The organism is Parafrigoribacterium soli (assembly GCF_040227235.1).
GTDB lineage: Bacteria > Actinomycetota > Actinomycetes > Actinomycetales > Microbacteriaceae > Parafrigoribacterium_A > Parafrigoribacterium_A soli.
This window is the reverse complement of sequence record NZ_JBELNZ010000003.1, coordinates 521,429-542,791: the sequence shown is the minus strand read 5'-3', so window position 1 is coordinate 542,791 and position 21,363 is coordinate 521,429. Positions and strand designations below refer to the sequence as shown.

Genomic DNA, 21,363 nt, shown 5'->3' with positions numbered 1-21,363 from the left:
CGGGTGACTCATGCCCGAGTAAGCATGAGTTGCGCGTCAGGTCAGTCGGTGCGGCGCCAATTGCGCCCGATCGGACGCCAGACCACGAGCTGGTTGGAGCGCGCCGCCCTGGTGCCCGCCTTCAATGAGATCACATCGCCCGCGGCGCCGGCGGCAAAGACGCGGGTTCCCGGCCGGTGCAGCAGCTCATCGGCGAGCGCGGCCTCGAGCTCTCGCACGCGGTCGCTCAGTTCGGTCACTTGGTTCTCCAACTGCAGAATGCGCCGGATGCCCTCCAGGCTCACTCCCTCGGCGCTCAGCCGCGCAACCTCCCGCAGTTGCATCACGTCGCGCATCGAGTAACGACGTGACTGCCCCGCGGTGCGGGTGGGGCTCACGAGACCGAGACGGTCGTACTGCCTCAGGGTCTGCGGGTGCATGGCCGCCAGCTCTGCCGCGACCGCGATCGCGAACAGCGGCGCATCCGGATTCAGCTCGTCGTTCACTGCGCGCTCGCCCCCGTTCGCTGAGCTTGTCGAAGCGCCGTTGAAGAACGGCCCTCGCACAGGACTTCGACAGGCTCAGCCAACGAATTACGCATTACGCGCGCGCTTTCGCGAGGAGCTCGGCGCGCGGATTCTCCACGGGCATCGCCTTGGCGAAGGCCTCAAGGTGCTTCTGCGCGTCGGCGGTGAGGTGGCTCGGCACGGCCACCTGCACGCTGGCGAGCAGGTCGCCGGTGCCCTTGGTCGTCGTGACGCCGCGTCCCTTGACGCGCAGCACTCGGCCGCTCGGCGTGCCGGGCGCAACCCGGAGCTTCACCGGGTCGCCCCCGAGGGTCGGAACCTCGATCGTCGCCCCGAGCGTCGCTTCCACGAAGGTGACCGGCACATCCACCCTCAGGTTCAGGCCATCACGCTCGAACACCGGATGCTTGCGCACTGTTACGGTGAGCGTCAGGTCGCCGGCGGGGCCACCATCGATGCTCGCCTCACCCTTGCCCTTGAGCCGGATCTTCTGCCCGTCGCTGACGCCGGCGGGAATCTTGACGCTGATCGGCTTGCTGCCCGCGGCCTGCAGCTTGACGGTTTCGCCCTTGATCGCGCTGATGAAGTCAAGCGAGGTCGTCGCGGTGAGATCCCGCCCCTTGCTGGGCCCGCCCGCACCACGGAAGCCGCCGGAGGTCTGACCGAAGTTGCCGCCGCCGAACATGCTGCCGAAGATGTCCTCGAAGCCGGCTCCGCTTGCGGTGCGGGTGGTGCGCTGGTTGCCCTGCCCGAACATCCCGCCGAAGACGTCTTCGAAGCCGCCGGCCTGGCCGCCGCCACCCGCCGTGAAGCGGGGAGCGCCCGCGCCCATGGCGCGCATCTGGTCGTATTCCTTGCGCTGTTCGGGGTCGGACAGCACGGCGTGCGCCTCGCTGATCTCCTTGAACTTCGCCTCGGCCGCAGCATCACCCGGGTTGGAGTCCGGGTGATACTTGCGGGCGAGTTTGCGATAGGTCTTCTTCAGTTCGGCGGGCGTGATGTCTTTCGACACCCCGAGCACCTTGTAGAAGTCCTTGTCGAACCAATCCTGACTGGCCACTGGCGGCTAGTCCTCCGCCGGCACGGAGACCGCGACCTTCGCCGCACGAAGCAGACGCTCGCCGAGCTTGTATCCGGGCTGGATCACGTCTGCGACGACCTGCGTCGTCACATCCGGGTTCGGAAGCTGCATGAGCGCCTCGTGGATGTGGGGATCGAACTCTTCGCCCTTCTCCCCCACCATCGTCAGCCCGAACTTGTCGAGGCCAGCCCGCAGCTTCTGCGCGATGATCGTCATCGGTCCCTCTTCGAGGTCGCCGTGGATCTCGGCGAGCCTGAGGTCGTCGAGCGCGGGGAACAGTGCGCCCACGACCTCCGCGATCACGAGATCACGGTTGGCCTCGCGATCACGCTCGACCCGCTTGCGGTAGTTGACGTACTCCGCCTGCAGGCGCTGCAGATCGGCGAGCCGCTCGGCCGCCAGGTCGCTCTCCACGCCGTTCTTCAGGAACTCGAGGTCGGCATCCGTGAGCGAGGTCTCGATGTCGGGACCCTCGGCCTCGATGATCTCCTCGCCCAGGTTGTCGGCGTCGGTCGGGGACGACTCCCCGGAGCCGGGGGCAGCTGCCCCCGACTTCGGGTCGAAGTCATCCGGCTTCTTCTTGTCTGCCATGGTTACTTCTTGTCTTCTGGCTCGTCGTCCACCACTTCGGCGTCGACGATGTCCTCGTCGTCGTTGCTCGACTCATCGCTCGGGCCGTCGGCCGGCGTCTCGGCAGCCGCCTCACCCGCGCCTTGGTTGGCGTAGATCGCCTCGCCGAGCTTCTGCTGGCTCTCGCTGAGCTTGTCGAAGGCGGTCTTCACCGCATCCGCATCTTCGCCCGCGAGCGCACTCTTCAGGGCGTCGACATCCGCCTGCACGTCGTTCTTCACGTCGTCGGGCAGCTTGTCTTCGTTGTCCTTGATGAGCTTGTCGGTCTGGTAGGCCAGCTGCTCCGCGGTGTTGCGAGTCTCGGCCTCCTCGCGGCGCTTCTTGTCTTCCGCCGCGTGCTCTTCACCCTCGCGCACCATGCGCTCGATGTCTTCCTTCGGCAGCGAGGAGCCACCGGTGATCGTCATCGACTGCTCCTTGCCGGTGCCCTTGTCCTTGGCAGACACGTGCACGATGCCGTTGGCGTCGATGTCGAAGGTGACCTCGACCTGCGGGATGCCGCGGGGCGCCGGCGCGATGCCGGTCAGCTCGAAGGTGCCGAGCGGCTTGTTGTCGCGAGTGAACTCGCGCTCGCCCTGGAAGACCTGAATCGCGACGGAAGGCTGGTTGTCATCCGCCGTGGTGAAGGTCTCACTGCGCTTGGTCGGGATGGCCGTGTTGCGCTCGATGAGCTTGGTCATGATGCCGCCCTTGGTCTCGATACCGAGGGAGAGCGGGGTCACGTCGATGAGCAGAACGTCCTTGCGCTCGCCCTTCAGCACGCCTGCCTGCAGTGCGGCGCCGACCGCGACGACCTCATCCGGGTTCACGCCCTTGTTCGGCTCCTTGCCGCCGGTCAGCTTCTTGACCAGGTCGACGACGGCCGGCATGCGGGTGGAACCACCCACGAGCACGACGTGTGCGACGTCGGAGACCTTGACTCCGGCCTCCTTGATGACGTCGTGGAACGGCTTCTCGGTGCGCTTGAGCAGGTCGGCGGTCAGCTCCTCGAACTTGGCGCGGGTGAGCGTCTCGTCGAGGTTGGCCGGGCCGTTCTCGGTGAGCGAGAGGTACGGCAGCTGGATGCTCGTGCTGGTCGAGGAGGACAGCTCCTTCTTCGCCTGCTCCGCGGCCTCCTTGAGGCGCTGCTTGGCGATCTTGTCCTTCGAGACGTCGACACCGGTGGAGTCCTTGAAGCGCTTGACCAGGTAGTCGACGACGCGGTCATCCCAGTCGTCACCACCGAGGCGGTTGTCACCGGCGGTCGAACGCACCTGAATGGTGGAGAAGTCCTCGTCCTTGCCCACCTCGAGCAGGGAGACGTCGAAGGTACCGCCACCGAGGTCGAAGACCAGGATGAGCTCGTCTTCCTTGCCCTTATCGAGTCCGTAGGCGAGCGCGGCGGCGGTCGGCTCGTTGATGATGCGCAGCACGTTGAGTCCGGCAATCTCACCGGCCTCCTTGGTGGCCTGGCGCTCGGAGTCGTTGAAGTAGGCGGGAACGGTGATGACCGCATCCGTCACGGTGTCGCCGAGGTAGGACTCCGCGTCGCGCTTGAGCTTCGCGAGAATGCGGGCCGAGATCTCCTGCGGCGTGTACTTCTTGCCGTCGACCGAGGTTGTCCAGTCGGTGCCCATGTGGCGCTTGACGGAGGCGATGGTGCGGTCGACGTTGGTGACGGCCTGGCGCTTGGCGGTCTCGCCAACCAGCACATCGCCGTCCTTGGTGAAGGCCACGACGGATGGCGTCGTGCGGAAACCTTCGGCGTTTGCGATTACGGTGGGTTCTCCACCTTCGAGAACGGACACCACGGAGTTCGTGGTTCCGAGGTCGATTCCTACTGCTCGAGCCATGCGCTCTTTCTCCTTATGTTGTTCGGGACTTGGGAAGCCTGTTGCGAGACTTGAGTCTCACCTACTCAAGTTTACGAGGGTGCTCTCGGATGTCAAGTCGATTCAGCAAATCTTGAGCCAACTCGACTCAACCTTGGTTGCGGCCGGAATCAGACTAAGGATGCGCTGGATGACTTCCAGCATTCTGACGATTGGCCCATCGACGTATCGGAGGTCGAACGCTCGGTTTAGAAGTGTTCGCTGTCAGGAGCCCGCTGCCTAAAAGCAGATCACAAAGCACCTCCCCACGCAGCAGGGCGGGTCCGGCGTTGACCTAAAGCACTCTGCTGGACAGAGCAGAGCTGTGTCGCCTGGCTCTGGCGTTAAGCCGCAGTCTCCCACAACATCAGGTATGCATCGAGGTACGCCGCAATAGAGGACTGGCTGGCCCGCATTCCACCCGACCGGGGAAGTACAACCGCGCCCCGGCGGGCGTCGATCACCGCAACGCGATCCCCGGGGTAGGCGCCGCTCAGGAGTTCTGCGAGCACCGCCGCGGAGTCGGGAGTGAGCTGGTGCTTCGCCGTGTGCACATGGACGTACATATCGGAGCCGTCATTCAACGTGAGCACGAACTGCGGGTACACGGAGACGAGGTGTTCACCGTCGTAGTTGTCGTAGTAGCGACGGTTGTGTGCGGTTCGGCCGTCCACCGCCCCAAGGCTCTGTAGAGCGGGTACGAGTCCGTCGGCGACGTCCTCGAAGGATGGTCTCTGCTGAGGCGTCGCGGCGGCGAGAGCCCGCGTAATCTCGTCGCTGTCGAATCCGGAGCGCACGTGCCGACGGATCGCGGCGAACAGCCGGGCGTAGAAGTACGCGAACTGCCGCTGGTCACCTGCGGCGTCGATCTGGCGGTGGTGCTTGCGCACGCATGCGAGACGCCGTGTCGACCGTAGCCCTACAAATTCAGCGAGGTGCGTCGCGGATGGAATGTGACGTTCTCCGGGCTCAGCGCTCATTGCGCACTCCCTTGTGTTCCTTGGGCGAGCCGTCCATGATCCGCCCTGTTGTGGTGTTGCGCTTGAACCATGTGCCGTTTTGTCGGAACTCCGTGCGGGAGCGGACTGCACCTTTACGGTGACCGTTTCCGGTGTTCTTTGCCATCGTCATGCCTCTCGATCGGTGCAGGCCGACTTGGTCCCGCACACAGTAGTCGGGCGAGACGCGTCAAGAGTTAGTTAGGATCGACAATCCACGCAGATACCGTCGATGATCCGTGCCGGCGGAGTGAGCAAGGAGCAGACATCGCAGGAGACGTCGCCTGAACCGTTGCGCTCGTGAGGGCACTTGCCACACTCTGGGCAGTATGGCTTCTTGCAGGTCGGACACGGGTACCCACGCCGCTGAAACGCCTTCCCGCAGCAGGTGCCCTGGAGCAGGGGGCGGGTGTCCCATTCCCGCTCAGGCTGTCGCGCGAGTCCCGGCGCACCCCAAAGATCTTGGGCGGAAAACACCGCCACGAGGCCGCGCTCTGTACCCACGGCGTTGACGAAGTATTCTTCCGTGCTGCCGAACCGACCCTGCCAGCTGACCCGTCGGACGACGTGACCGCCGTCAGGAACATTGCGCAGTTGGTGACCTAGCGGGATCGTCTGACCCGGCCACGGATATATGAATGGCCACCCGCGCTCAGGGTCGGCGTGGATGCTCGAACTCGTCACAGTCATCGTTTCGCGGTCGATGAGCACGACAGCGCCAAAGTGCGGCAGGTGCTGAGCGATGGCTATCGCGCACACAGGTCGACTTGCCGACGATCCATTGTGTAGGTCGATGACGTCGCTGGCGCGTGGTGTACGGCCTTGGAGGAACTCGTCGACCGATGTCGGAGGCAAGAGCATCTGTTGGGCGACTTGGTCGCAGATTGTCTCGAGGATCGCTTCATGGTCGTCTTGATCGTAGATCCAGTTGGAGACGACGTCGTCTTCACTCACGAGGTGATGGCCCACTTCATGAGCGATGGTGAAGTTGTCGCGCTTGCTATGGGGGGTGGGTGCATAGAACAGTAGTTTGTCGTCGAGAAAGGACGCGCCATCGCATGCTCCGCCAGCACCGCGTCGGGCGGCCAGCCCCGAAGAGGAGACTGCCCGAATCCCGAACACTGGTTCGACGGCCTCAACGGGGTTCGCAGCAAACTTCATAACCTCTGCTGCCGCAAGTCGTTTGGTGAGCCGCTTGACCGCTTGAGCGATGTTCACTGCGACCGACCTCCGGCTTCAGGGTTCGACGCGGCGACATGCTCAAGGAGCTCGCGGATCTGTTCGACATTGGGCTTTTCACCACGGTGGACTGTTGCAGCCGCGCGGGACAGCAATTGGGCTTCTGCGATTGACCGGGGAGTGTGTCGGAGGTGCTGCCATTGGTCGACGAGAGCGACGAACCAGTCGCTATTGCGCAACTCAGCGTGCAGGGTGGCAGCTTCGCCAGCCCGCACTTCGGTGAAGTCGTCCAGTGAGGCCCTCATCGCGTGTCCGAGGTCTTGAAGGAGCGCGGGTAGCAGCTCAATTCCAGTTCGTGTTTGCCAACTTGCGATGTCCGCATTTGAGACATGCCATCCGCGACTGGTCAACGTGTCCCGCAGTTGCGAGACGCTGACGTCCGACTTGAGGCGCGCCCGTTTGAATCTCGCAGGATCGATAGCTACTCCTGGCGTGGGTACGACGCCTAGCATCGCCGCAATCGGGTCGGATGCAATGGGTGGTGTGTGGCGGGTGCTCAACCATGCCGCGTCAGCAATTTCCGCAAGTTCAACGAGCTCCGCTCGCTCCTCCGCGGTCGCGCCCAACTCGTCGAGAATACGAGCGCGGCGCGGCGGGTCGGCAAGTAGCAGGTCGAGGGCGTCGGCCTTCTGCTCGTCGTTCATAACGCCCCCTCACTTTCTAAGTGCGCTCTCAACTTATTCAATCCTGAAGTTCGCAGCTGACTTATGCGTGGCGGGGTGACTCCGAGTTCGGTTGCCAACTTGTCACGGCTGGTCCCATCGAACTCCTGCTGAAGTATCACATACCGTTCGTTTTCGGTGAGGAGCGGCATTGCGTCGAGAAGGTCAGGTATGCGTGCGGCGAGATCAACGGCCTCCTCCACCATCTCGATCGCGTGTTCACCCAGCGGGTCGACGGGCTCCGCGCGATTGTCGTCGTCATCGAACGAGCGCCCGCGCTTGTCGAGGTGCTGCTTCCGCCCCCAGTCGATGGCACGGCGCTGCGTTACTCGCACGAGGAACGCTTCCCATTCTCTGATCTCTTCCTTCGGTGGCTTTTCTTGTAGTTCGCGGAACACTTCCTGCACCACGTCACGCTCGCCGTCGGTCAACCCGAATTCGCGACGCAGTACGGCGGCCGCGATGCGGATCATCTTTTCACCGTGTTCGAGGTACAGCACGCCCAAGTTGGGCATGGTCATGCCTTGATCACCTCACGGCAATGCCAATTCCCGCGTGGCTGCATAGCGTGCGCTCCTTATGGAGTAGTCGTGGAAGCGACAGTCATAGTTAGCAATCGAGGGGATTGCCTTGATTCGAACCCTATATCGGGGCGCGAGTAATAGTCACTACAATCACCTCATGCGCGTTGTGGTTGGGGTCACGGACAGTCGGTGGGCTGCCTTCCTGCGGGATACCCCAACATTGTCCGAGGCGAACTTTTGGCAGCCGTCACCGCATGGATTCAAAGCCTTGACCGAGGGTCAGCCATTCCTTTTCAAGACGAAGGCCCCCGGGAAGCACCGGGGCGTCGACATGCCGAGCAACTCGCTCGTTGGCGGCGGCTTCTTTCAGGAGTACTTCGAGCTGCGGGTCAGCGAAGCTTGGCAAATCTGGGCACGCGGCAATGGCGTGGGCTCGGAGGGGGACTTGCTCTCGCGAGTCCAGGAGTATCGCACCGGGCGTTTCGAGCACGATCCAGACCCGTACATTGGCTGTGTCGCACTCCGCAACCTCTTCTTCGCCGCCCGAGGAGATGAACTCCCGCAGCCGCCCAATTGGTCAGCCAATAACGTGACCATCGAGGGATACGACCTCACCGCCGACAACCGCAAGACCGATGCCGACTACGTACTTCAAGCGTTTCAACTTATGCAAAGCAACGCCCGCGTTGATCGCCACTGGGACCAGGATCTGGTCGACACCGATCTCGCTTGGGAAGGGCCGAAGTTCGGTGATCCAGTTCTCGCTCTACCGCGGCTCGGACAAGCAGCATTCCGACTTGCCGTGGACGAGGCCTACGACTACCGGTGCGCGATTACCGGCAGTCGCACCTATCCGAGTCTCGAGGCCGCCCACATTCGTGACTATGCAAGCGAGGGCGGAGCCCACGCAGTGTCGAACGCCTTGCTGCTGCGCTCGGATGTGCACGCGCTCTACGACCGCGGATACCTAGGCATCGACCCCGACCTTCGGTTACACGTGAGTCCCGAACTCAGAATGAACGGATGGAACGGTGTCGAGTTCTACGAGCGGGAGGCAAACGGATTCCGCATCGCTGTTCCTGAGAACAATCGGCATCGACCCGACCGGGACGCCCTGGCGTGGCATTACGAGACAAGGTTTCGCGCTGCCTAAACGGCCACTGTTGCATCACCGCCTAAAGCCATCGATTGTTTACCCCTCACCACTAGCCTGTGTGCATGAGCAACGAGGCACCTGACAACGACGTCACCGCGACCGGCAAGCGCGTCCCGCCCACAACGAACTCGGGCGCAATCGCCACCATGGGCCTCGAGCTGCAGGAGGGGCGCGTGATCCCGCGCAAACAGGTCGTCTCGTGGGCTCTCTGGGACTGGGCTAACCAGCCGTTCAACACGGTCATCCTCACCTTCATCTTCACCGCCCTGTACCTGACCACGGATGTCTTCATCGACCCGTCGATAGCGGCGCTCGGCAAGCATGACCCGGCCTACATTCACGCGATCGCCGACCTCACCAGCGGACTCGGTCTCGCCAACACGATCGCCGGCATCCTCGTGGCGCTCGTCGCCCCGATCCTCGGGCAGCGTTCCGACGGCACCGGCAGGCGCAAGCGCTCGCTCGCGATCAGCACCGGACTCGTCGTACTTTCGATGGCCGCCCTCTTCTTCGTGCAGGGCGCTCCCGCCTACTTCGCGCTCGGTGTCGGTCTCGTCGCCGTCGGCAGCGTCTTCAGCGAGATCGCGGGCGTGCACTACAACGCCATGCTCGTGCAGGTCTCTACTCCCAAGACGGTGGGCAAGATCAGCGGGCTCGGCTGGGGCCTCGGCTACCTGGGCGGCATCCTCGCGCTCGTCATCGTCGTCATCGCCTACGTCTCGGATTGGTTCGGCCTGTCCCAGGAGAACGGCCTGCCCTTCCGCATGGTCGCGCTCGGCTGCGCGGTCTGGACCATCCTCTTCTCGATCCCCATCTTCCGGAATGTGCCTGAGCTGCCCGCCACCGAGCAGGGCGAGCGGGTCAACTTCTTCCAGAGCTACGTGCTGCTCGGGCGCCACGTCGTGCGTCTGTGGAAGACCACCCGCACCACCTTCTGGTTCCTGCTCGCGAGCGCCGTGTTCCGCGACGGCCTCGCCGGGGTCTTCGCCTACGGCGCGGTCATCGCGTCCACCGTGTTCGGCTTCGGGTTCCTGCAGGTCGTCATCTTCGGCATCGCCGCGAACCTCGTCGCAGGCGTCTCCACCATCTTCTCTGGGCGCTTCGACGATCGCTTCGGTCCGAAGTCCGTGATCGTGACCTCGCTCATCGGCCTCGTTATCACCGGGTTCGCGGTGTTCGTGCTTCGCGACCTCGGCGACGCGACCTTCTGGGTGGGAGGCCTGTTGCTGTGCCTCTTCGTCGGTCCGGCCCAGGCGGCCAGCCGCTCCTTCCTCGCCAGAGTCACGCCGGCGGGTCGGGAGGGCGAGATCTTCGGTCTCTACGCCACCACCGGCCGCGCGGCATCGTTCCTGTCGCCGGCGCTCTGGACGATCCTCATCGTCGCCTTCGGTGCGACGGCCTGGGGCATCCTGGGCATCGTTGCCGTGCTGCTCGCCGGCCTCATCATGATGCTGTTCGTGCGGCCGACGGCCAACGCCGGCAACTAACTCCAGACCCAGGGAAAGCATCGGGCGCTGCGCTGACGCCCGCCGGAGATCTTCTGATGTCGGTAGCCCAGGAATAGGCTGACGCGCATGTACACGCTGATGATATTCCTGCACGTGCTGGGCGTCATCGTCTTCGCCGTCGGGCACGGCACGTCGATCGCGGTCGCGTTCCGGCTGCGCAAAGAAAGCGAGCACGCCCGCATTGCCGCCATGCTCGATGTCTCGGCGTGGAGCGCGCACCTCATGTACGCCGGACTCTGGCTCACCATCATCCCGGGTGTCGTGCTGGGGTTCATGGGTGGGCTGTGGGGCAAGTGGTGGCTGTGGGTGTCCATCGTGCTGCTGGTGCTGGTTATCGGCGCGATGTACGGCATCGCCTCGCCCGCGTTCTCACGCCTGCGATTCGCCACCGGCGCGAAGATGTCGGAAGGCTCCCGCAAGAAGGCCGCCGCGCTCGGCACTGCGGGCGTCGTAGAAGGCATCGCCACCTCCTGGCGCCCCACCGCCCTCGCCCTCATCGGGGGCGTCGGTCTCGCGGTCATCCTGTGGCTGATGATCGCGCAACCCAGCTGATCGGTGCGACGCGGTCCAGCGCGGTTCCGCGGCTAGTTCCAGACGCTGGGGGCCTCGGCGCGCGTCGACGGCAGGGCGACATCCTGAGCCCAACGGTCGATCCACCCGGGCAGTTCGAGTTCGCGCACCGCGATGCCGAGCACCTCGGCGAGTTCGGTGAGCCCGACGACACCGCCGGTCTTCTTCAGGAACCGGCCGCGCAGGAAGGCCTGCACGTAGATCTCCCCGTCGACCACGAAGCGCTGCTCGATGTAGACGGCCTTGGCGTCGTAACCGACTATGCGGGTTTCGAGCACGTAGCGCTGCCAGAGCTGCAGCGACTTGCGAAAGGTGATCGTCTCGCTCGCGATGACCGGATAGATACCGGCCGCGCGCATCCGCCCCCAGGCTCCCGTGCGCACGAGCAGTTCGATGCGACCCAGATCCATGAGGGAGAGGTACACGCCGTTGTTGACGTGCTTCTGGGTGTCGAGGTCGTTCGGCAACACGCGCATGCGCTTGGAGCCGACGTCGTGCATGTCGAGCGGTGGCTTGCGGCCCGCGAGAAGGACGGTCAGCAGGGTGCGCAGCAGCATGTTCACCGGCACAGGCTACCCGCGTCGAGTACGCGCGCCCATCTCCCTGTAGAGAGTGCACAACGCCTCGCGCACAATGCGCGTCGCGTGCTGTGCGTGTGTAGTGCGACGAAACCTGCTCGCGCGAGCGGCGGCCACGGAGCATGCTTGAAGCATGTCTCCCTCAGTTGATACCTCCACCACCGCTGCCAAGGCCGAACTGCTCCGCTCGCTGCACGTGCCAGGCGACCCGCTCATCGTGACAAACGTCTGGGATGCCGTGACGGCTCGCACCGTTGCCGCGGCGCCCGGCGTCAAGGCTCTCGCCACCGCGAGCCACGCGGTCTCGTTCGCGCACGGGGTGCCGGACGGCGAGGGACTCAGCCTCGACCAGGCGCTCGCCGCCGCGTCGCTCATCACCCAGGCCGTGGAGATCCCGGTCTCCGTGGACTTCGAAAAGGGCTACGCCCCGGATGTCGCCGCCCTCGAGCACAGCATCGCGCGGCTCATCGCAGCCGGTGCCGCCGGGCTCAACATCGAGGACAGCGTGGGGCCGGCCAAGGCGCCCCTGTTTCCGGTGGATGTTGCCACCGAGCGAATCGCGACAGTTCGCCGCACCGCGACAACCGTCGGAGTGCCGCTCGTGATCAACGCGCGGGTGGACGTGCTCGCGGGAGGTGGCGAATGGGATGACATGGTGACCCGCGCTAACTCCTACCTCGGGGCGGGGGCCGACGTCGTCTTCGTGCTCGGACTCGGCACGGAAGACAAGGTGAAACGAGCGCTGGACGAGATCGACGGAAAAGTGTCCGTGATCTCGAACCCGACATCCGTGCCTCTCAAGCGCCTCGCAGAACTCGGCGTCTCGCGCGTGAGCTTCGGCCCGGGAACCCTCGGTCTCACGCTCGCCCACCTGCAGCGCGCCGCTGCCCAGCTCACCGCTCTTGGCGAGTACCCCGACGAGCTCGGGTTCGCCTACTGACGCTCCGCGGAAAAGCCTCTCGGTGTACCCCAACCGGGGGTAAACTCTGCTCATGGCAGCACCGGACGCAGGCGCGGGGGGCGGTTCGCGGCACACCGCGACGGCGGTTAGGCCGATCGGATTCTGGCTCAAGCTGGTCGATCGGCTCATCGATGAGCAGTTCGAGCGGGCTCTCGCCGACTTCGAAGTGACACGCCACCAGTGGGAACTGCTCAACATTCTGTCCCCCGGTCCGGGCACTCTCACGAGGCTGAACCACGAACTCGAACCATTTCTCGATGCCTCCGCCGGCGCGAACGCGGCAGAGCATCTCGCGGGCTTGATCGACCGCGGCTGGGTGGATGTGGCATTCGAGTACTACGAACTCACCGGTGAGGGCGCGAGCAAGCACGCCGAGCTCCACCGGGTCGTCGCGAAGAACCGCACCGGCGCGCTCGCGGACCTGAGTGAAGAGGACTACGCCACGACGCTGCGCTCGCTCGAACGCGTGGCCAGAACGCTCGGCTGGGAGAGCTGACCGTTCCCCCAGCCTGCGACGCGCGCGCAAGTTAGGCTGGTGAGGCGGCTTTCGTCGCACCGGTGTCGGTTTCGCCCGCACCCTCCCTCTTCCAGTAACGGACAGGCATGAGCAGCAGCACCGAGCGCGTCGTACTCGTCGACCAGCTGGGCAACGACATCGGCACGGCCGATAAGGCCCTCGTGCACACCACGGACACGGCTCTGCACCTGGCGTTCTCCTGCCATGTCTACAACGCGGCCGGCGAGGTGCTCGTCACCCGGCGCGCCCTCAGCAAACTCACCTGGCCGGGCGTGTGGACGAACTCCTTCTGCGGCCATCCGGCCCCCGGGGAGTCCATGACCGATGCGATCGCCCGGCGAGGAAGGTACGAGCTCGGCCTCGAGATCGGCACGCTCGAGCCGATGCTGCCCGACTTCCGTTACCGAGCCGTGGACGCCTCGGGCATCGTCGAGAACGAGGTGTGCCCCGTGTTCAGCACGGTGACGACGGATGCCGTGGCCGCGAACCCCCACGAGGTGGCCGAATGGCGCTGGGTCGCGCCCGAGTCGCTGCGCACCGCCGTCGCCGCTGCACCGTTCGCATTCAGCCCCTGGCTCGTGCTGCAACTGGCCTCAGGTGCCTTCGGTCGCTGAGCTTGTCGAAGCGTCCCTCGCAACCAGGGGTGGCGCGTCAGTCGAGCTGGCTCTCGTCGCGACTGAGTATCGTGCGGTAGAAGTTCTGGAACGACCGCGATGCCGTCGGGCCGCGCTGGTTCTGGTAGCGCGACTTGTACTCCGCCGAGCCGTACGGCTTCTCGGCCGCCGAGGTGAGCCGGAAGAAGCACAGCTGCCCGATCTTCATCCCGGGCCACAGCTTGATCGGCAGGGTGGCGACGTTGCTGAGCTCGAGCGTGACGTGGCCCGAGAAACCGGGGTCGACGAAGCCGGCGGTGGAATGGGTAAGGAGGCCCAGGCGACCCAGGGAACTCTTGCCTTCGAGGCGGGCGGCCACGTCATCCGGAAGCGTCACCGCCTCGTAGGTGGAACCGAGCACGAACTCGCCAGGGTGCAGAATGAACGACTGCTCGGGGTCGGTCTCGACGAGGCGGGTGAGCTCAGGCTGGTCCTCGGCCGGGTCGATGAACGGATACTTGTGGTTGTCGAACAGCCGGAAGAAGCGGTCGAGCCGCACGTCGATGCTCGACGGCTGGATCATCGATGGCTCATAGGGGTCGAGTCCGATGCGCCCTGAGTCGAGTTCCGCCTTGATATCCCGGTCCGATAGCAGCATGACAAGAGACTAGCCGAGCGCGCTTGCTAGTATGGGCCGCGGTCGTCCAGCTCGTCGGATGGCCAATCGCGCGAGTGTAGTTCAATGGTAGAACTCCAGCTTCCCAAGCTGGTAGCGCGGGTTCGATTCCCGTCACTCGCTCCATTCCCTCCGATCTCGGGCGCGATGTGGGTTCTCAACTCAAGTGGCACCCGTCTCATTTCATCGGCACCTAGCGGACTGAATCGCAGGCGTCATATGGGGCGGACAGTTTTAGGATTCGCTCGGCCTGGGACTCCGGCCTAGTGTTCAAGTGCATGGCTCAGGCAGTGCGGTAATCCGTGGATACGCCTGGGCCTCTTCACGCGGTTTAGATCGGTGATTCTTTAAGAGGCTTTCCAGGTGAGTCCGGCAAGCTACTCGGCCGACGTTTGAGCGCCGGGCGTAAACTCCGAGTGCCGAGTAGGCAAGGAAGCCCATGAGCCAATCACCACACCATCGACCTCTGATTCTCACTGTGCTCGCAGCACTAGGCCGCGGCTTGTCGTTTATTCTGCAAATTGGCTTGACGGCAATTGGAGCATCCTCCAAGGGAAACGCGCCTCTGCTGCCATCGCAGCCACCCCCTCAGCGGCCGGACGAGTACCGCGCGTGACCCGTTCCCACTGGCGAGCATCGCTTCACGGTCGGCAATACCCGATCCAAATTCAGAATGCATGCATCCGCATAGGGTTATGAACTCCTGCAGGGGATCGGGGGCGAGGTGCGCGATGCTCGGGACCTGCGAGCACTGCCGATCGATGCACGCTTCGCCCAGGACGGCGCGGCACTCGGCCCGACCGAATGCGACCAGAAGACCGTTCGCATCGGATCGCCGACCTAGCTGAACGCTTCGAGAGATGACCCCACATGCCGGTAAGCGTTTGACCACGATGTGGGCAGCGCACGGTAGTCAGACTGTGCCGCGCACCGACACTCGCCGGGCCTCGGGTTAACGCGCAAACATTGTGTATGGATGATCGCGCAGGCAGGCGACCACCTCGGCATCCGTGGTCTGTTCGAACTTCTCGTACCACTGGCCGACGGCAAAGAACCGCTCAGGGGTCTCCAGCGCAATGAGGCGGTCTGCCTCACCCTCAAAGCGGGCCTTCCAGTCCGGCGGGGCAACGGGAACGGCCACCACCACCTCGCGAGCGCCGAGTTGTCTGGCGACGCGACATGCGGCGATAGCAGTGGACCCTGTGGCGACGCCGTCATCGACGAGGATGGCGCGCTTGCCCGTGAGATCGAGGCGGTGGCCGCCGGATCTGAACTGCTCCGTTCGCCTCGCGAGCTCCGTTCTCTCGCGCGCCTCCACCTCGGCGAGTTCCGCTTCACTCACACCCATCATTCGCACCGCAGCCGGATCGATGATGCGCACCCCATCCTCCCCGATCGCGCCGACCGCGTATTCCGGATGTCGTGCGCTGCCGAGTTTGCGCACCACAATCACGTCCAGTGGCGCTTCGAGCACGCGGGCGACTTCGCGCGCGACCGGCACTCCGCCTCGGGGAAGGCCCAGTACTACGGTGTCGGGCCCGCGCAGGTCGCGAACGGATTCCGCGAGCCGCTTGCCCGCATCCACCCGATCCTTGAACATGATGTACGCCTCCACCTCCAGTATTCCTGCACCAGCGAGCGGATGACCCGCGGACCCCGGCACCGCCGCGATGTGGGCGCGGCCACGTGGACCGCGCCCACATGCACTCGCTACTCGACCGTAGCGAGCTCGAGCGTCGGGTAGTCGAGGTAACCGCGCTCGTCACCGCCGTAGAAGGTTGCTCGGTCCGGCTCATTGAGGGACGCACCGGCCTTCAGCCGCGCGACCAGGTCCGGGTTGGCGAGCACCAGGCTGCCGACCGTGGCGACATCCGCAAGCCCACTTTCGATGTCGTGCACCCGCGCCCCGATGCTGCTGCCCGGGCGGTTGAGTAAGAGCGTGTTCGGCCAGAGCTCGCGCAGTTCGCGCAGCAGCACGTCGTCACCCGCGGCGATGTGCAGGTAGGCGAGGTTCAGCGGCGCGAGCGCCGACACCAGCGCGCCGTAGAGTTCGTGCACGTCGTTCTCGACGATGTCACCGAGGCTGCTTCCGGGAGAGATGCGGATGCCGGTGCGCCCGGCCCCGATCTCGTCGGCAACCGCGGCCGCGACCTCCACACTCAGCCGAATCCGGTTCGCAATGGACCCGCCGTATTCGTCCGTGCGCTGGTTGGCGTTGCTGGAGAGGAACTGCTGCAGCAGGTATCCGTTCGCGGAGTGGATCTCCACGCCGTCCGCGCCGGCGTCGATCGCAGCCCTGGCTGCGAGCCGGAACTCCTGCACGATGCCGCGCACCTCATCCGTCGCCAGCTCGCGCGGCGTGGGGATCTCCTGCATGCCGGATGCTGTGAACATCGGGGTCGCGGGCGTCACGACAGAGGGCGCAACGGCCTGACGCCCGTGCGGAGTGTTCTGCGGATGTGACACCCGCCCCACGTGCATCAGCTGGATGACGATGCGGCCACCGGCCTCGTGCACCGCGTCCGTCACGGAGCGCCAGCCCTCGACGTGACTGTCGTTGTGGATTCCCGGCGTGAGCAGGTAGCCCTGCCCGTCCTCCGACGGCTGGGTTCCCTCGGTGATGATGAGCGCCATGGACGCCCGCTGGGCGTAATACTCGGCGGCCATCTGATTCGGCGTGCCGTCCTCGTGCGCACGCGATCGCGTCATGGGTGCCATCGCGAGGCGATGTGGCAGTTCGAGCTCGCCGGCTTGGATCGGTTGCCACAGTGGTTCGAGAGCGGCTGGGTCGATCGTGGGGTTGGTGCTGGTCATGCGTTTCTCCTTCTAGTAGGGGTGGTGCTCGCGGTCAAGCGGATGCAGGGTGGGTCAGGCAGCTCGCACCAGGTCGGTGACGTAGTCCTCGATCGAGCGCGGCGCCCGCCCGAGGATCGAGCTCAGAACGAGGGCGTTGCCGCCGTGGAATCCATGCCGGTCGTACTCGGCGAACATGGCTTTCAGGCCCGCGGGCAGGCTCGGCGGCAGCGCATCGACCGGCACGTCGGCCGCGGTGATCGGGATGCCGGAGGCTGCGGTGAACAGCTCGGCCAGGCGCACCCGGTCGATCATGCCGCCGGCGGCCAGCTCGAAGGTGCCGTGCGAGAGCCGCTCGTCACCGAAGGCCAGCGCCGCGACCTCGGCCACGTCGCGGTAGTCGACGTACGTCATCCGTGAGGTCTTGGACCACGGCATCGCGAGCGCGCCCGTACTGCGTGCCTGTTGCCAGGCGCCGTCCAGTCCCTGCAGGAACATCGCCGGTTGGAGGACCGTGAAGTCGAGGTCGGAGGCGTAGAGCGCCGCCTCGATCGGCAGCGTGCTCGCGTGATTCTCGAGACCGAGTGACGGATGGTAGACCCCGGAGTAGACGAGCTTGCGCACGCCCGCGCGCCGAGCGGCATCGATAAACGCCAGTCCCAATTCCGTGGCATCCGGGGCGAACGCCGGAGTGATCAGGAAGGCGCCATCGACACCATCGAGTGCGGAGTCGAGGCTCGCAGTGTCGCGGAGGTCTGCCTGCACGGTCTCGGACGCGCCGAGGCCGAGGGGAACCGCGGCCTTGCCGGCGTCGTGAACGACGGCCCGCACCTCATGTCCGGCATGCGCCAGGGCTGGTACCACCAGGTGAGCAACCCAGCCTGTGGCGCCCGTTGCCAATATCTTCATGGTGAACTCTCTTTCGTAGTTACATGTTCGGACAAGTAATTAGTGGAGCGCTTTATTCCCGGACATCGGAGAGTTCTTTGTGAGTTCGTTGTTGCTCGGGCAATTGGGCCTTAAACTGGCCGATGACGATCGAGGAGCATCGGATGACACCACCGGCGAATCGGCCAGACCTGAGCAGTTCAGACACCGGTCCCGCGTCGCGTGTGGTCGTGGAACAGCCCACGACTGCGGCGGGTGGCCCGATCAGCCACGCGATCTTCCGGGTGGCGCGCCTGCACAAGATGCTCGTCGGCTCCCTCCTGCGCGAGACCGGGCTGTACGTGGGCCAGGAGCTCGTGATGATGCACCTCTGGGACCACGGCGAACAGCGCCAGATCGACCTCGTGCGGGTTCTCGGCTCGGATGCGGCAACCATGACGCGCACCATCCAGCGGCTCGAGCGTGCGGGCTTCGTGCGCCGCCGCCGCGACCCCACGGATGCGCGAGCATCACTGATCGAGCCAACTCCGGCGAGCAGGCACCTGCACGCGGAACTCGAGAAGATCTGGCAGGAACTGGAGCGACTCACCGTTGGCTCGCTCGATCCAGCCCAGCAGCAGGCCACGCTCGCCTCTCTGGAGGCGCTGGAGGCCAACCTGATCGTCGCGACAACGGAGAGCTGAAGCCGAGGCAGGCGGGGCCACAGGCGAAACGCTGCCTGAGCGTTCGCGCAGTGTTTTCGGTGCCTCGAAAGCTGCGGCGTAGCGTGAAAGGAGGCACACATCCGTCGCTTGCGAAAGGAAGAAGCCATGCCAGCATCCAAGGAAATGCCGTCAACCCTCGAGCGCTCGCCGAAGCACGCACAGGCCATCTGGTCGAAGGCGCACGATTCCGCCGTCGATGAGTATGGCGAGGGCGAGCGCGCTCACCGCACGGCCTTTGCCGCGCTCAAGCACGAGTATGAGAAGGTCGGCGATCGCTGGGAGAAGAAGGAACACGCCGGCCCGTCTGACTCGAAGTCGGAGGGTGGACACAATTCCGGCGGCGAGACGGAGGGAGGCGTGGACGCCAACGCCTCAAAGGATCACCTGATGGACCTCGCGAAGAGGCTCGACATCCACGGCCGTTCTTCGATGAACAAGGATGAGCTCGTCGACGCGCTCAAGAAGGCGAACGCCAAGGAGACCCGCAAGGCCCGGTGAGCCGCGGCAGCCCGATACGCAGGCCGCGCTCGCGAGGTGCCGCATATTCGTGGAGCACGGCCGTCGCCGGGCCGTGACGGTAACAATCGAGGGTGCGAAGCTCGCCAGAATCCAATATCCTATACGAATAGCGATGCCTTCAATCAGAGGAGTGAGCGGATGACCCGACTATGGAACGAGCCCGCCGCGTTCGCCGATGACATGGTGGCCGGCTTCGTGAGAGCCAACGGCCGCTGGGTGCGCGGCGTCTACGGTGGAGTTTCCCGTTCGACGAAGAGCGCGGAGCCCGAGGCGGCCGTCGTGATCGGCGGCGGTTCGGGTCATTACCCGGCCTTCGGGGGCCTGGTCGGTCCCGGGCTCGCCCACGGCGCAGCGATGGGCAACCTCTTCGCCTCGCCCTCGGCGCACCAGGTGGAGTCGGTCGTGCGCGCGAGCGAGCAGGGCCGCGGCGTGCTGCTGAGCTACGGCAACTACGCCGGCGACGTGATGCATTTCAACGCCGCACAGGATGCGGTGCGCGCCGACGGCATCGACTGCCGCACCGTGCTCGTCACCGACGACATCTTCAGCGCGAAGCCCGAGGAGAAGCACAAGCGCCGTGGAATCGCCGGCGACCTCACCGTCTTCAAGGTCGCGGGTGCGGCCGCCGCCGCGGGACACGACCTCGACGACGTCGAGCGCCTTGCCATTCTGGCGAACGAACGCACCCGCTCCATGGGCGTCGCGTTCACGGGTTGCACCCTCCCCGGCGCAGACCAGCCGCTGTTCACGGTGCCGGAGGGCCGCATGGCAATCGGCCTCGGCATCCACGGCGAACCCGGCATCGACGAAGTCGACATCCCCAGCGCCGACGGGCTCGCCGAACTCTTCGTCGAGCACCTGCTCGCCGAGCACGAGATTCCGGATGGCGTGGCCAGGCAGGGCGCGCGCGTCGTGCCCATCCTCAACGGCCTCGGCTCGGTCAAGAACGAGGAACTCTACGTGGTCTTCACTCGCGTGGCGGACCTCCTGGAAGAGGCGGGCCTGACGCTGGTCGACCCGCAAGTGGGCGAGTTCTGCACGAGCTTCGACATGGCCGGCGCTTCGCTGACCCTCCTCTGGCTCGACGATGAGCTCGAGCAGATGTGGAGCGCGCCAGCCGACACCCCCGGCTTCCGCACGGGAGCGGTCGACGTCTCTGGGCTCGAGCACGTGGCCGATTCCGGACAGCTCGAGGTCGAGCAGGAAGTACCCGAGGCATCCGAGGAGTCCCGGAACGCGGCCTTCAGTATCGCGGCGGCACTGGTCGCCGTGCGCGAGGTCATCGACGAGCACGCCGAAGAGCTCGGGCGCCTCGACTCTATCGCCGGAGACGGTGATCACGGCATCGGAATGCAGCGCGGTGCCACCGCCGCGGCCCGCACGGCAACGGAACTGCGCGACCGCAGCGCCGGAGCCGAAACGCTGCTGCGCAGCGCGGGCAGTTCGTGGTCCGACCACGGTGGCGGCACATCCGGTGCTCTGTGGGGAGCCATGCTGCAGGCCGTGGGCACCGCACTCGGAGACACGCAGGCGGTCACACCGCAGTCGGTCGTCGCGGGTGTGGCCGCCGCGCGCCAGGCCGTCACCGCCTACGGCAAGGCGGAGGTGGGCGACAAGACCATGGTCGACGCTCTCGTGCCCTTCGCCGATACGCTCGCTGCACGGGTGACGGCGGGAGACTCGCTCGCCGATTCCTGGAAGGCCGCCGCCCAGGCAGCCACAACCGCGGCGGAGCAGACCAAGGACCTCATGCCCGCGCTGGGCCGCGCTCGCGCCCATGGCGACAAGGCACTCGGTGTCGCCGATCCGGGTGCCGTCTCCCTGGCTCTCATTGTGGAGCGACTGAGCACACTGCTTTCGACCGACTGACCTTGCGTCGCCGGCTCGCACCAACAGAAACAGGGAAGGATCAACCATGACAAACCAGTGGCGCATCGTGATCGGCTCGGACGACGCGGGCTTCGACTACAAGGAAATCATCAAGAAGGATCTCCTCGCGAGCGACCTCGTCGCCTCGGTCACCGACGTCGGCGTGGATGCCGAGTCGCACACCAACTACCCCACCGTCGCCACCGCCGCCGCCGAGATCGTCGCGCGCGGTGATGCCGACCGTGCCGTGCTGATCTGCGGCACCGGACTCGGCGTGGCGATCGCCGCGAACAAGGTCCCCGGCATCCGGGCGGCCACCGCGCACGACTCATACTCGGTCGAGCGAGCGGTGCTCTCGAACAACGCGCAGGTGCTCTGCATAGGCCAGCGCGTGATCGGCATCGAGCTTGCTCGTCGCAACGTGCGGGAGTGGTTGGGCTACGTCTTCGACGAGTCGAGTGCATCCAACGAGAAGGTGCAGGAGATCTGCGCCTACGAAGGCCTCTGATAGCGGCGAGCACCTCCCGCGCTGCTGATAACA

General features: G+C 65.2%; 23 protein-coding genes and 1 tRNA gene. 11 read left to right on the top strand and 13 right to left on the bottom strand.

The genetic code is table 11. The features are described from left to right. Positions 1 to 41: 41 nt before the first annotated feature. The 8 genes from ABUA37_RS10920 to ABUA37_RS10885 form a co-directional block, all read right to left on the bottom strand. Complete coding sequence (locus ABUA37_RS10920) at positions 42 to 485, bottom strand: heat shock protein transcriptional repressor HspR (protein ID WP_407075371.1); 444 nt, start codon at positions 483 to 485, stop codon at positions 42 to 44. 94 nt (positions 486 to 579) lie between these two features. Next, a complete protein-coding gene (locus tag ABUA37_RS10915; protein WP_349899220.1) occupies positions 580 to 1,566 on the bottom strand; it encodes a DnaJ C-terminal domain-containing protein in 987 nt (328 codons plus the stop codon). A 6-nt stretch (positions 1,567 to 1,572) separates the two neighbouring features. Then, positions 1,573 to 2,178, bottom strand: coding sequence for a nucleotide exchange factor GrpE (locus ABUA37_RS10910; protein WP_349899219.1), 606 nt, complete (start codon positions 2,176 to 2,178; stop codon positions 1,573 to 1,575). A gap of 2 nt (positions 2,179 to 2,180) precedes the next feature. Then, entirely contained in the window at positions 2,181 to 4,049 is a 1,869-nt protein-coding gene (dnaK, locus tag ABUA37_RS10905) for a molecular chaperone DnaK (RefSeq protein ID WP_349899218.1), read from the bottom strand. 362 nt (positions 4,050 to 4,411) lie between these two features. Then, the gene (locus tag ABUA37_RS10900) at positions 4,412 to 4,957 is read right to left on the bottom strand and encodes a hypothetical protein (RefSeq protein ID WP_349899217.1); all 546 of its coding nucleotides are present in this window, start codon (positions 4,955 to 4,957) and stop codon (positions 4,412 to 4,414) included. 309 nt (positions 4,958 to 5,266) lie between these two features. Next, complete coding sequence (locus tag ABUA37_RS10895) at positions 5,267 to 6,283, bottom strand: ImmA/IrrE family metallo-endopeptidase (protein ID WP_349899216.1); 1,017 nt, start codon at positions 6,281 to 6,283, stop codon at positions 5,267 to 5,269. Next, complete coding sequence (locus ABUA37_RS10890) at positions 6,280 to 6,948, bottom strand: hypothetical protein (protein ID WP_349899215.1); 669 nt, start codon at positions 6,946 to 6,948, stop codon at positions 6,280 to 6,282. Before ABUA37_RS10890 ends, ABUA37_RS10895 begins: the two co-directional genes overlap by 4 nt. Further along, positions 6,945 to 7,487 (bottom strand): sigma-70 family RNA polymerase sigma factor, encoded by a 543-nt coding sequence (locus ABUA37_RS10885; RefSeq protein WP_349899214.1) that lies wholly within the window; start codon positions 7,485 to 7,487, stop codon positions 6,945 to 6,947. Before ABUA37_RS10885 ends, ABUA37_RS10890 begins: the two co-directional genes overlap by 4 nt. Positions 7,488 to 7,647: 160 nt before the next feature. Here ABUA37_RS10885 and ABUA37_RS10880 point away from each other — a divergent pair, with 160 nt between their 5' ends. From ABUA37_RS10880 to ABUA37_RS10870, 3 genes are all read left to right on the top strand, one after another. Continuing rightward, positions 7,648 to 8,643: an HNH endonuclease gene (locus tag ABUA37_RS10880; RefSeq protein ID WP_349899213.1), complete on the top strand. Its 996-nt coding sequence runs from the start codon at positions 7,648 to 7,650 to the stop codon at positions 8,641 to 8,643. 65 nt (positions 8,644 to 8,708) lie between these two features. Continuing rightward, the gene (locus ABUA37_RS10875; RefSeq protein WP_349899212.1) at positions 8,709 to 10,133 is read left to right on the top strand and encodes an MFS transporter; all 1,425 of its coding nucleotides are present in this window, start codon (positions 8,709 to 8,711) and stop codon (positions 10,131 to 10,133) included. Positions 10,134 to 10,220: 87 nt separating this feature from the next. After that, positions 10,221 to 10,706 (top strand): hypothetical protein, encoded by a 486-nt coding sequence (locus ABUA37_RS10870; RefSeq protein WP_349899211.1) that lies wholly within the window; start codon positions 10,221 to 10,223, stop codon positions 10,704 to 10,706. A gap of 32 nt (positions 10,707 to 10,738) precedes the next feature. On the opposite strand, the gene ABUA37_RS10865 is transcribed toward ABUA37_RS10870, so the two are convergent. Next, a complete protein-coding gene (locus ABUA37_RS10865) occupies positions 10,739 to 11,281 on the bottom strand; it encodes an acyl-CoA thioesterase (RefSeq protein ID WP_349899323.1) in 543 nt (180 codons plus the stop codon). A 154-nt stretch (positions 11,282 to 11,435) separates the two neighbouring features. On the opposite strand from ABUA37_RS10865, the gene ABUA37_RS10860 reads away from it, so the two are divergent. The 3 genes from ABUA37_RS10860 to idi all read left to right on the top strand — a co-directional run bounded on the left by ABUA37_RS10860 (position 11,436) and on the right by idi (position 13,394). Further along, complete coding sequence (locus ABUA37_RS10860) at positions 11,436 to 12,242, top strand: isocitrate lyase/PEP mutase family protein (protein ID WP_349899210.1); 807 nt, start codon at positions 11,436 to 11,438, stop codon at positions 12,240 to 12,242. A gap of 52 nt (positions 12,243 to 12,294) precedes the next feature. Continuing rightward, entirely contained in the window at positions 12,295 to 12,759 is a 465-nt protein-coding gene (locus ABUA37_RS10855; protein WP_349899209.1) for a MarR family winged helix-turn-helix transcriptional regulator, read from the top strand. Between the two features lie 107 nt (positions 12,760 to 12,866). Further along, on the top strand, positions 12,867 to 13,394 hold the full coding sequence (gene idi / locus ABUA37_RS10850) for an isopentenyl-diphosphate Delta-isomerase (protein ID WP_349899208.1): 528 nt from the start codon (positions 12,867 to 12,869) through the stop codon (positions 13,392 to 13,394). A 37-nt stretch (positions 13,395 to 13,431) separates the two neighbouring features. On the opposite strand, the gene dcd is transcribed toward idi, so the two are convergent. Next, positions 13,432 to 14,031: a dCTP deaminase gene (gene dcd / locus ABUA37_RS10845; protein WP_349899207.1), complete on the bottom strand. Its 600-nt coding sequence runs from the start codon at positions 14,029 to 14,031 to the stop codon at positions 13,432 to 13,434. A 70-nt stretch (positions 14,032 to 14,101) separates the two neighbouring features. Here dcd and ABUA37_RS10840 point away from each other — a divergent pair. Further along, positions 14,102 to 14,175, top strand: a tRNA-Gly gene (locus ABUA37_RS10840). Between the two features lie 826 nt (positions 14,176 to 15,001). On the opposite strand, the gene ABUA37_RS10835 is transcribed toward ABUA37_RS10840, so the two are convergent. The 3 genes from ABUA37_RS10835 to ABUA37_RS10825 form a co-directional block, all read right to left on the bottom strand. Next, positions 15,002 to 15,664, bottom strand: a complete 663-nt coding sequence (locus ABUA37_RS10835) for a phosphoribosyltransferase (protein WP_349899206.1) — start codon at positions 15,662 to 15,664, stop codon at positions 15,002 to 15,004. A 95-nt stretch (positions 15,665 to 15,759) separates the two neighbouring features. Next, positions 15,760 to 16,863, bottom strand: coding sequence for an alkene reductase (locus tag ABUA37_RS10830; protein ID WP_349899205.1), 1,104 nt, complete (start codon positions 16,861 to 16,863; stop codon positions 15,760 to 15,762). Between the two features lie 54 nt (positions 16,864 to 16,917). After that, complete coding sequence (locus ABUA37_RS10825; protein WP_349899204.1) at positions 16,918 to 17,751, bottom strand: NmrA family NAD(P)-binding protein; 834 nt, start codon at positions 17,749 to 17,751, stop codon at positions 16,918 to 16,920. A 143-nt stretch (positions 17,752 to 17,894) separates the two neighbouring features. Between ABUA37_RS10825 and ABUA37_RS10820 the strand changes: the two genes are divergently transcribed. The 4 genes from ABUA37_RS10820 to ABUA37_RS10805 all read left to right on the top strand — a co-directional run bounded on the left by ABUA37_RS10820 (position 17,895) and on the right by ABUA37_RS10805 (position 21,330). After that, complete coding sequence (locus tag ABUA37_RS10820) at positions 17,895 to 18,413, top strand: MarR family winged helix-turn-helix transcriptional regulator (protein WP_349899203.1); 519 nt, start codon at positions 17,895 to 17,897, stop codon at positions 18,411 to 18,413. Between the two features lie 126 nt (positions 18,414 to 18,539). Beyond that, positions 18,540 to 18,932 (top strand): ChaB family protein, encoded by a 393-nt coding sequence (locus ABUA37_RS10815; protein ID WP_349899202.1) that lies wholly within the window; start codon positions 18,540 to 18,542, stop codon positions 18,930 to 18,932. Positions 18,933 to 19,091: 159 nt separating this feature from the next. Then, positions 19,092 to 20,822: a dihydroxyacetone kinase family protein gene (locus tag ABUA37_RS10810; RefSeq protein ID WP_349899201.1), complete on the top strand. Its 1,731-nt coding sequence runs from the start codon at positions 19,092 to 19,094 to the stop codon at positions 20,820 to 20,822. 46 nt (positions 20,823 to 20,868) lie between these two features. Then, complete coding sequence (locus tag ABUA37_RS10805; protein WP_349899200.1) at positions 20,869 to 21,330, top strand: ribose-5-phosphate isomerase; 462 nt, start codon at positions 20,869 to 20,871, stop codon at positions 21,328 to 21,330. Positions 21,331 to 21,363: the final 33 nt, after the last annotated feature.

Coding starts and splice junctions, on each gene's coding strand:
- ABUA37_RS10830 (WP_349899205.1), bottom strand. CDS start 16,863: ATGACCAGCACCAACCCCACGATCGACCCAGCCGCTCTCGAACCACTG.
- ABUA37_RS10885 (WP_349899214.1), bottom strand. CDS start 7,487: ATGACCATGCCCAACTTGGGCGTGCTGTACCTCGAACACGGTGAAAAG.
- ABUA37_RS10880 (WP_349899213.1), top strand. CDS start 7,648: ATGCGCGTTGTGGTTGGGGTCACGGACAGTCGGTGGGCTGCCTTCCTG.
- ABUA37_RS10910 (WP_349899219.1), bottom strand. CDS start 2,178: ATGGCAGACAAGAAGAAGCCGGATGACTTCGACCCGAAGTCGGGGGCA.
- ABUA37_RS10805 (WP_349899200.1), top strand. CDS start 20,869: ATGACAAACCAGTGGCGCATCGTGATCGGCTCGGACGACGCGGGCTTC.
- ABUA37_RS10820 (WP_349899203.1), top strand. CDS start 17,895: ATGACACCACCGGCGAATCGGCCAGACCTGAGCAGTTCAGACACCGGT.
- ABUA37_RS10810 (WP_349899201.1), top strand. CDS start 19,092: ATGACCCGACTATGGAACGAGCCCGCCGCGTTCGCCGATGACATGGTG.
- ABUA37_RS10825 (WP_349899204.1), bottom strand. CDS start 17,751: ATGAAGATATTGGCAACGGGCGCCACAGGCTGGGTTGCTCACCTGGTG.
- ABUA37_RS10875 (WP_349899212.1), top strand. CDS start 8,709: ATGAGCAACGAGGCACCTGACAACGACGTCACCGCGACCGGCAAGCGC.
- ABUA37_RS10865 (WP_349899323.1), bottom strand. CDS start 11,281: ATGCTGCTGCGCACCCTGCTGACCGTCCTTCTCGCGGGCCGCAAGCCA.
- dnaK (WP_349899218.1), bottom strand. CDS start 4,049: ATGGCTCGAGCAGTAGGAATCGACCTCGGAACCACGAACTCCGTGGTG.
- dcd (WP_349899207.1), bottom strand. CDS start 14,031: ATGCTGCTATCGGACCGGGATATCAAGGCGGAACTCGACTCAGGGCGC.
- ABUA37_RS10860 (WP_349899210.1), top strand. CDS start 11,436: ATGTCTCCCTCAGTTGATACCTCCACCACCGCTGCCAAGGCCGAACTG.
- idi (WP_349899208.1), top strand. CDS start 12,867: ATGAGCAGCAGCACCGAGCGCGTCGTACTCGTCGACCAGCTGGGCAAC.
- ABUA37_RS10890 (WP_349899215.1), bottom strand. CDS start 6,948: ATGAACGACGAGCAGAAGGCCGACGCCCTCGACCTGCTACTTGCCGAC.
- ABUA37_RS10870 (WP_349899211.1), top strand. CDS start 10,221: ATGTACACGCTGATGATATTCCTGCACGTGCTGGGCGTCATCGTCTTC.
- ABUA37_RS10815 (WP_349899202.1), top strand. CDS start 18,540: ATGCCAGCATCCAAGGAAATGCCGTCAACCCTCGAGCGCTCGCCGAAG.
- ABUA37_RS10855 (WP_349899209.1), top strand. CDS start 12,295: ATGGCAGCACCGGACGCAGGCGCGGGGGGCGGTTCGCGGCACACCGCG.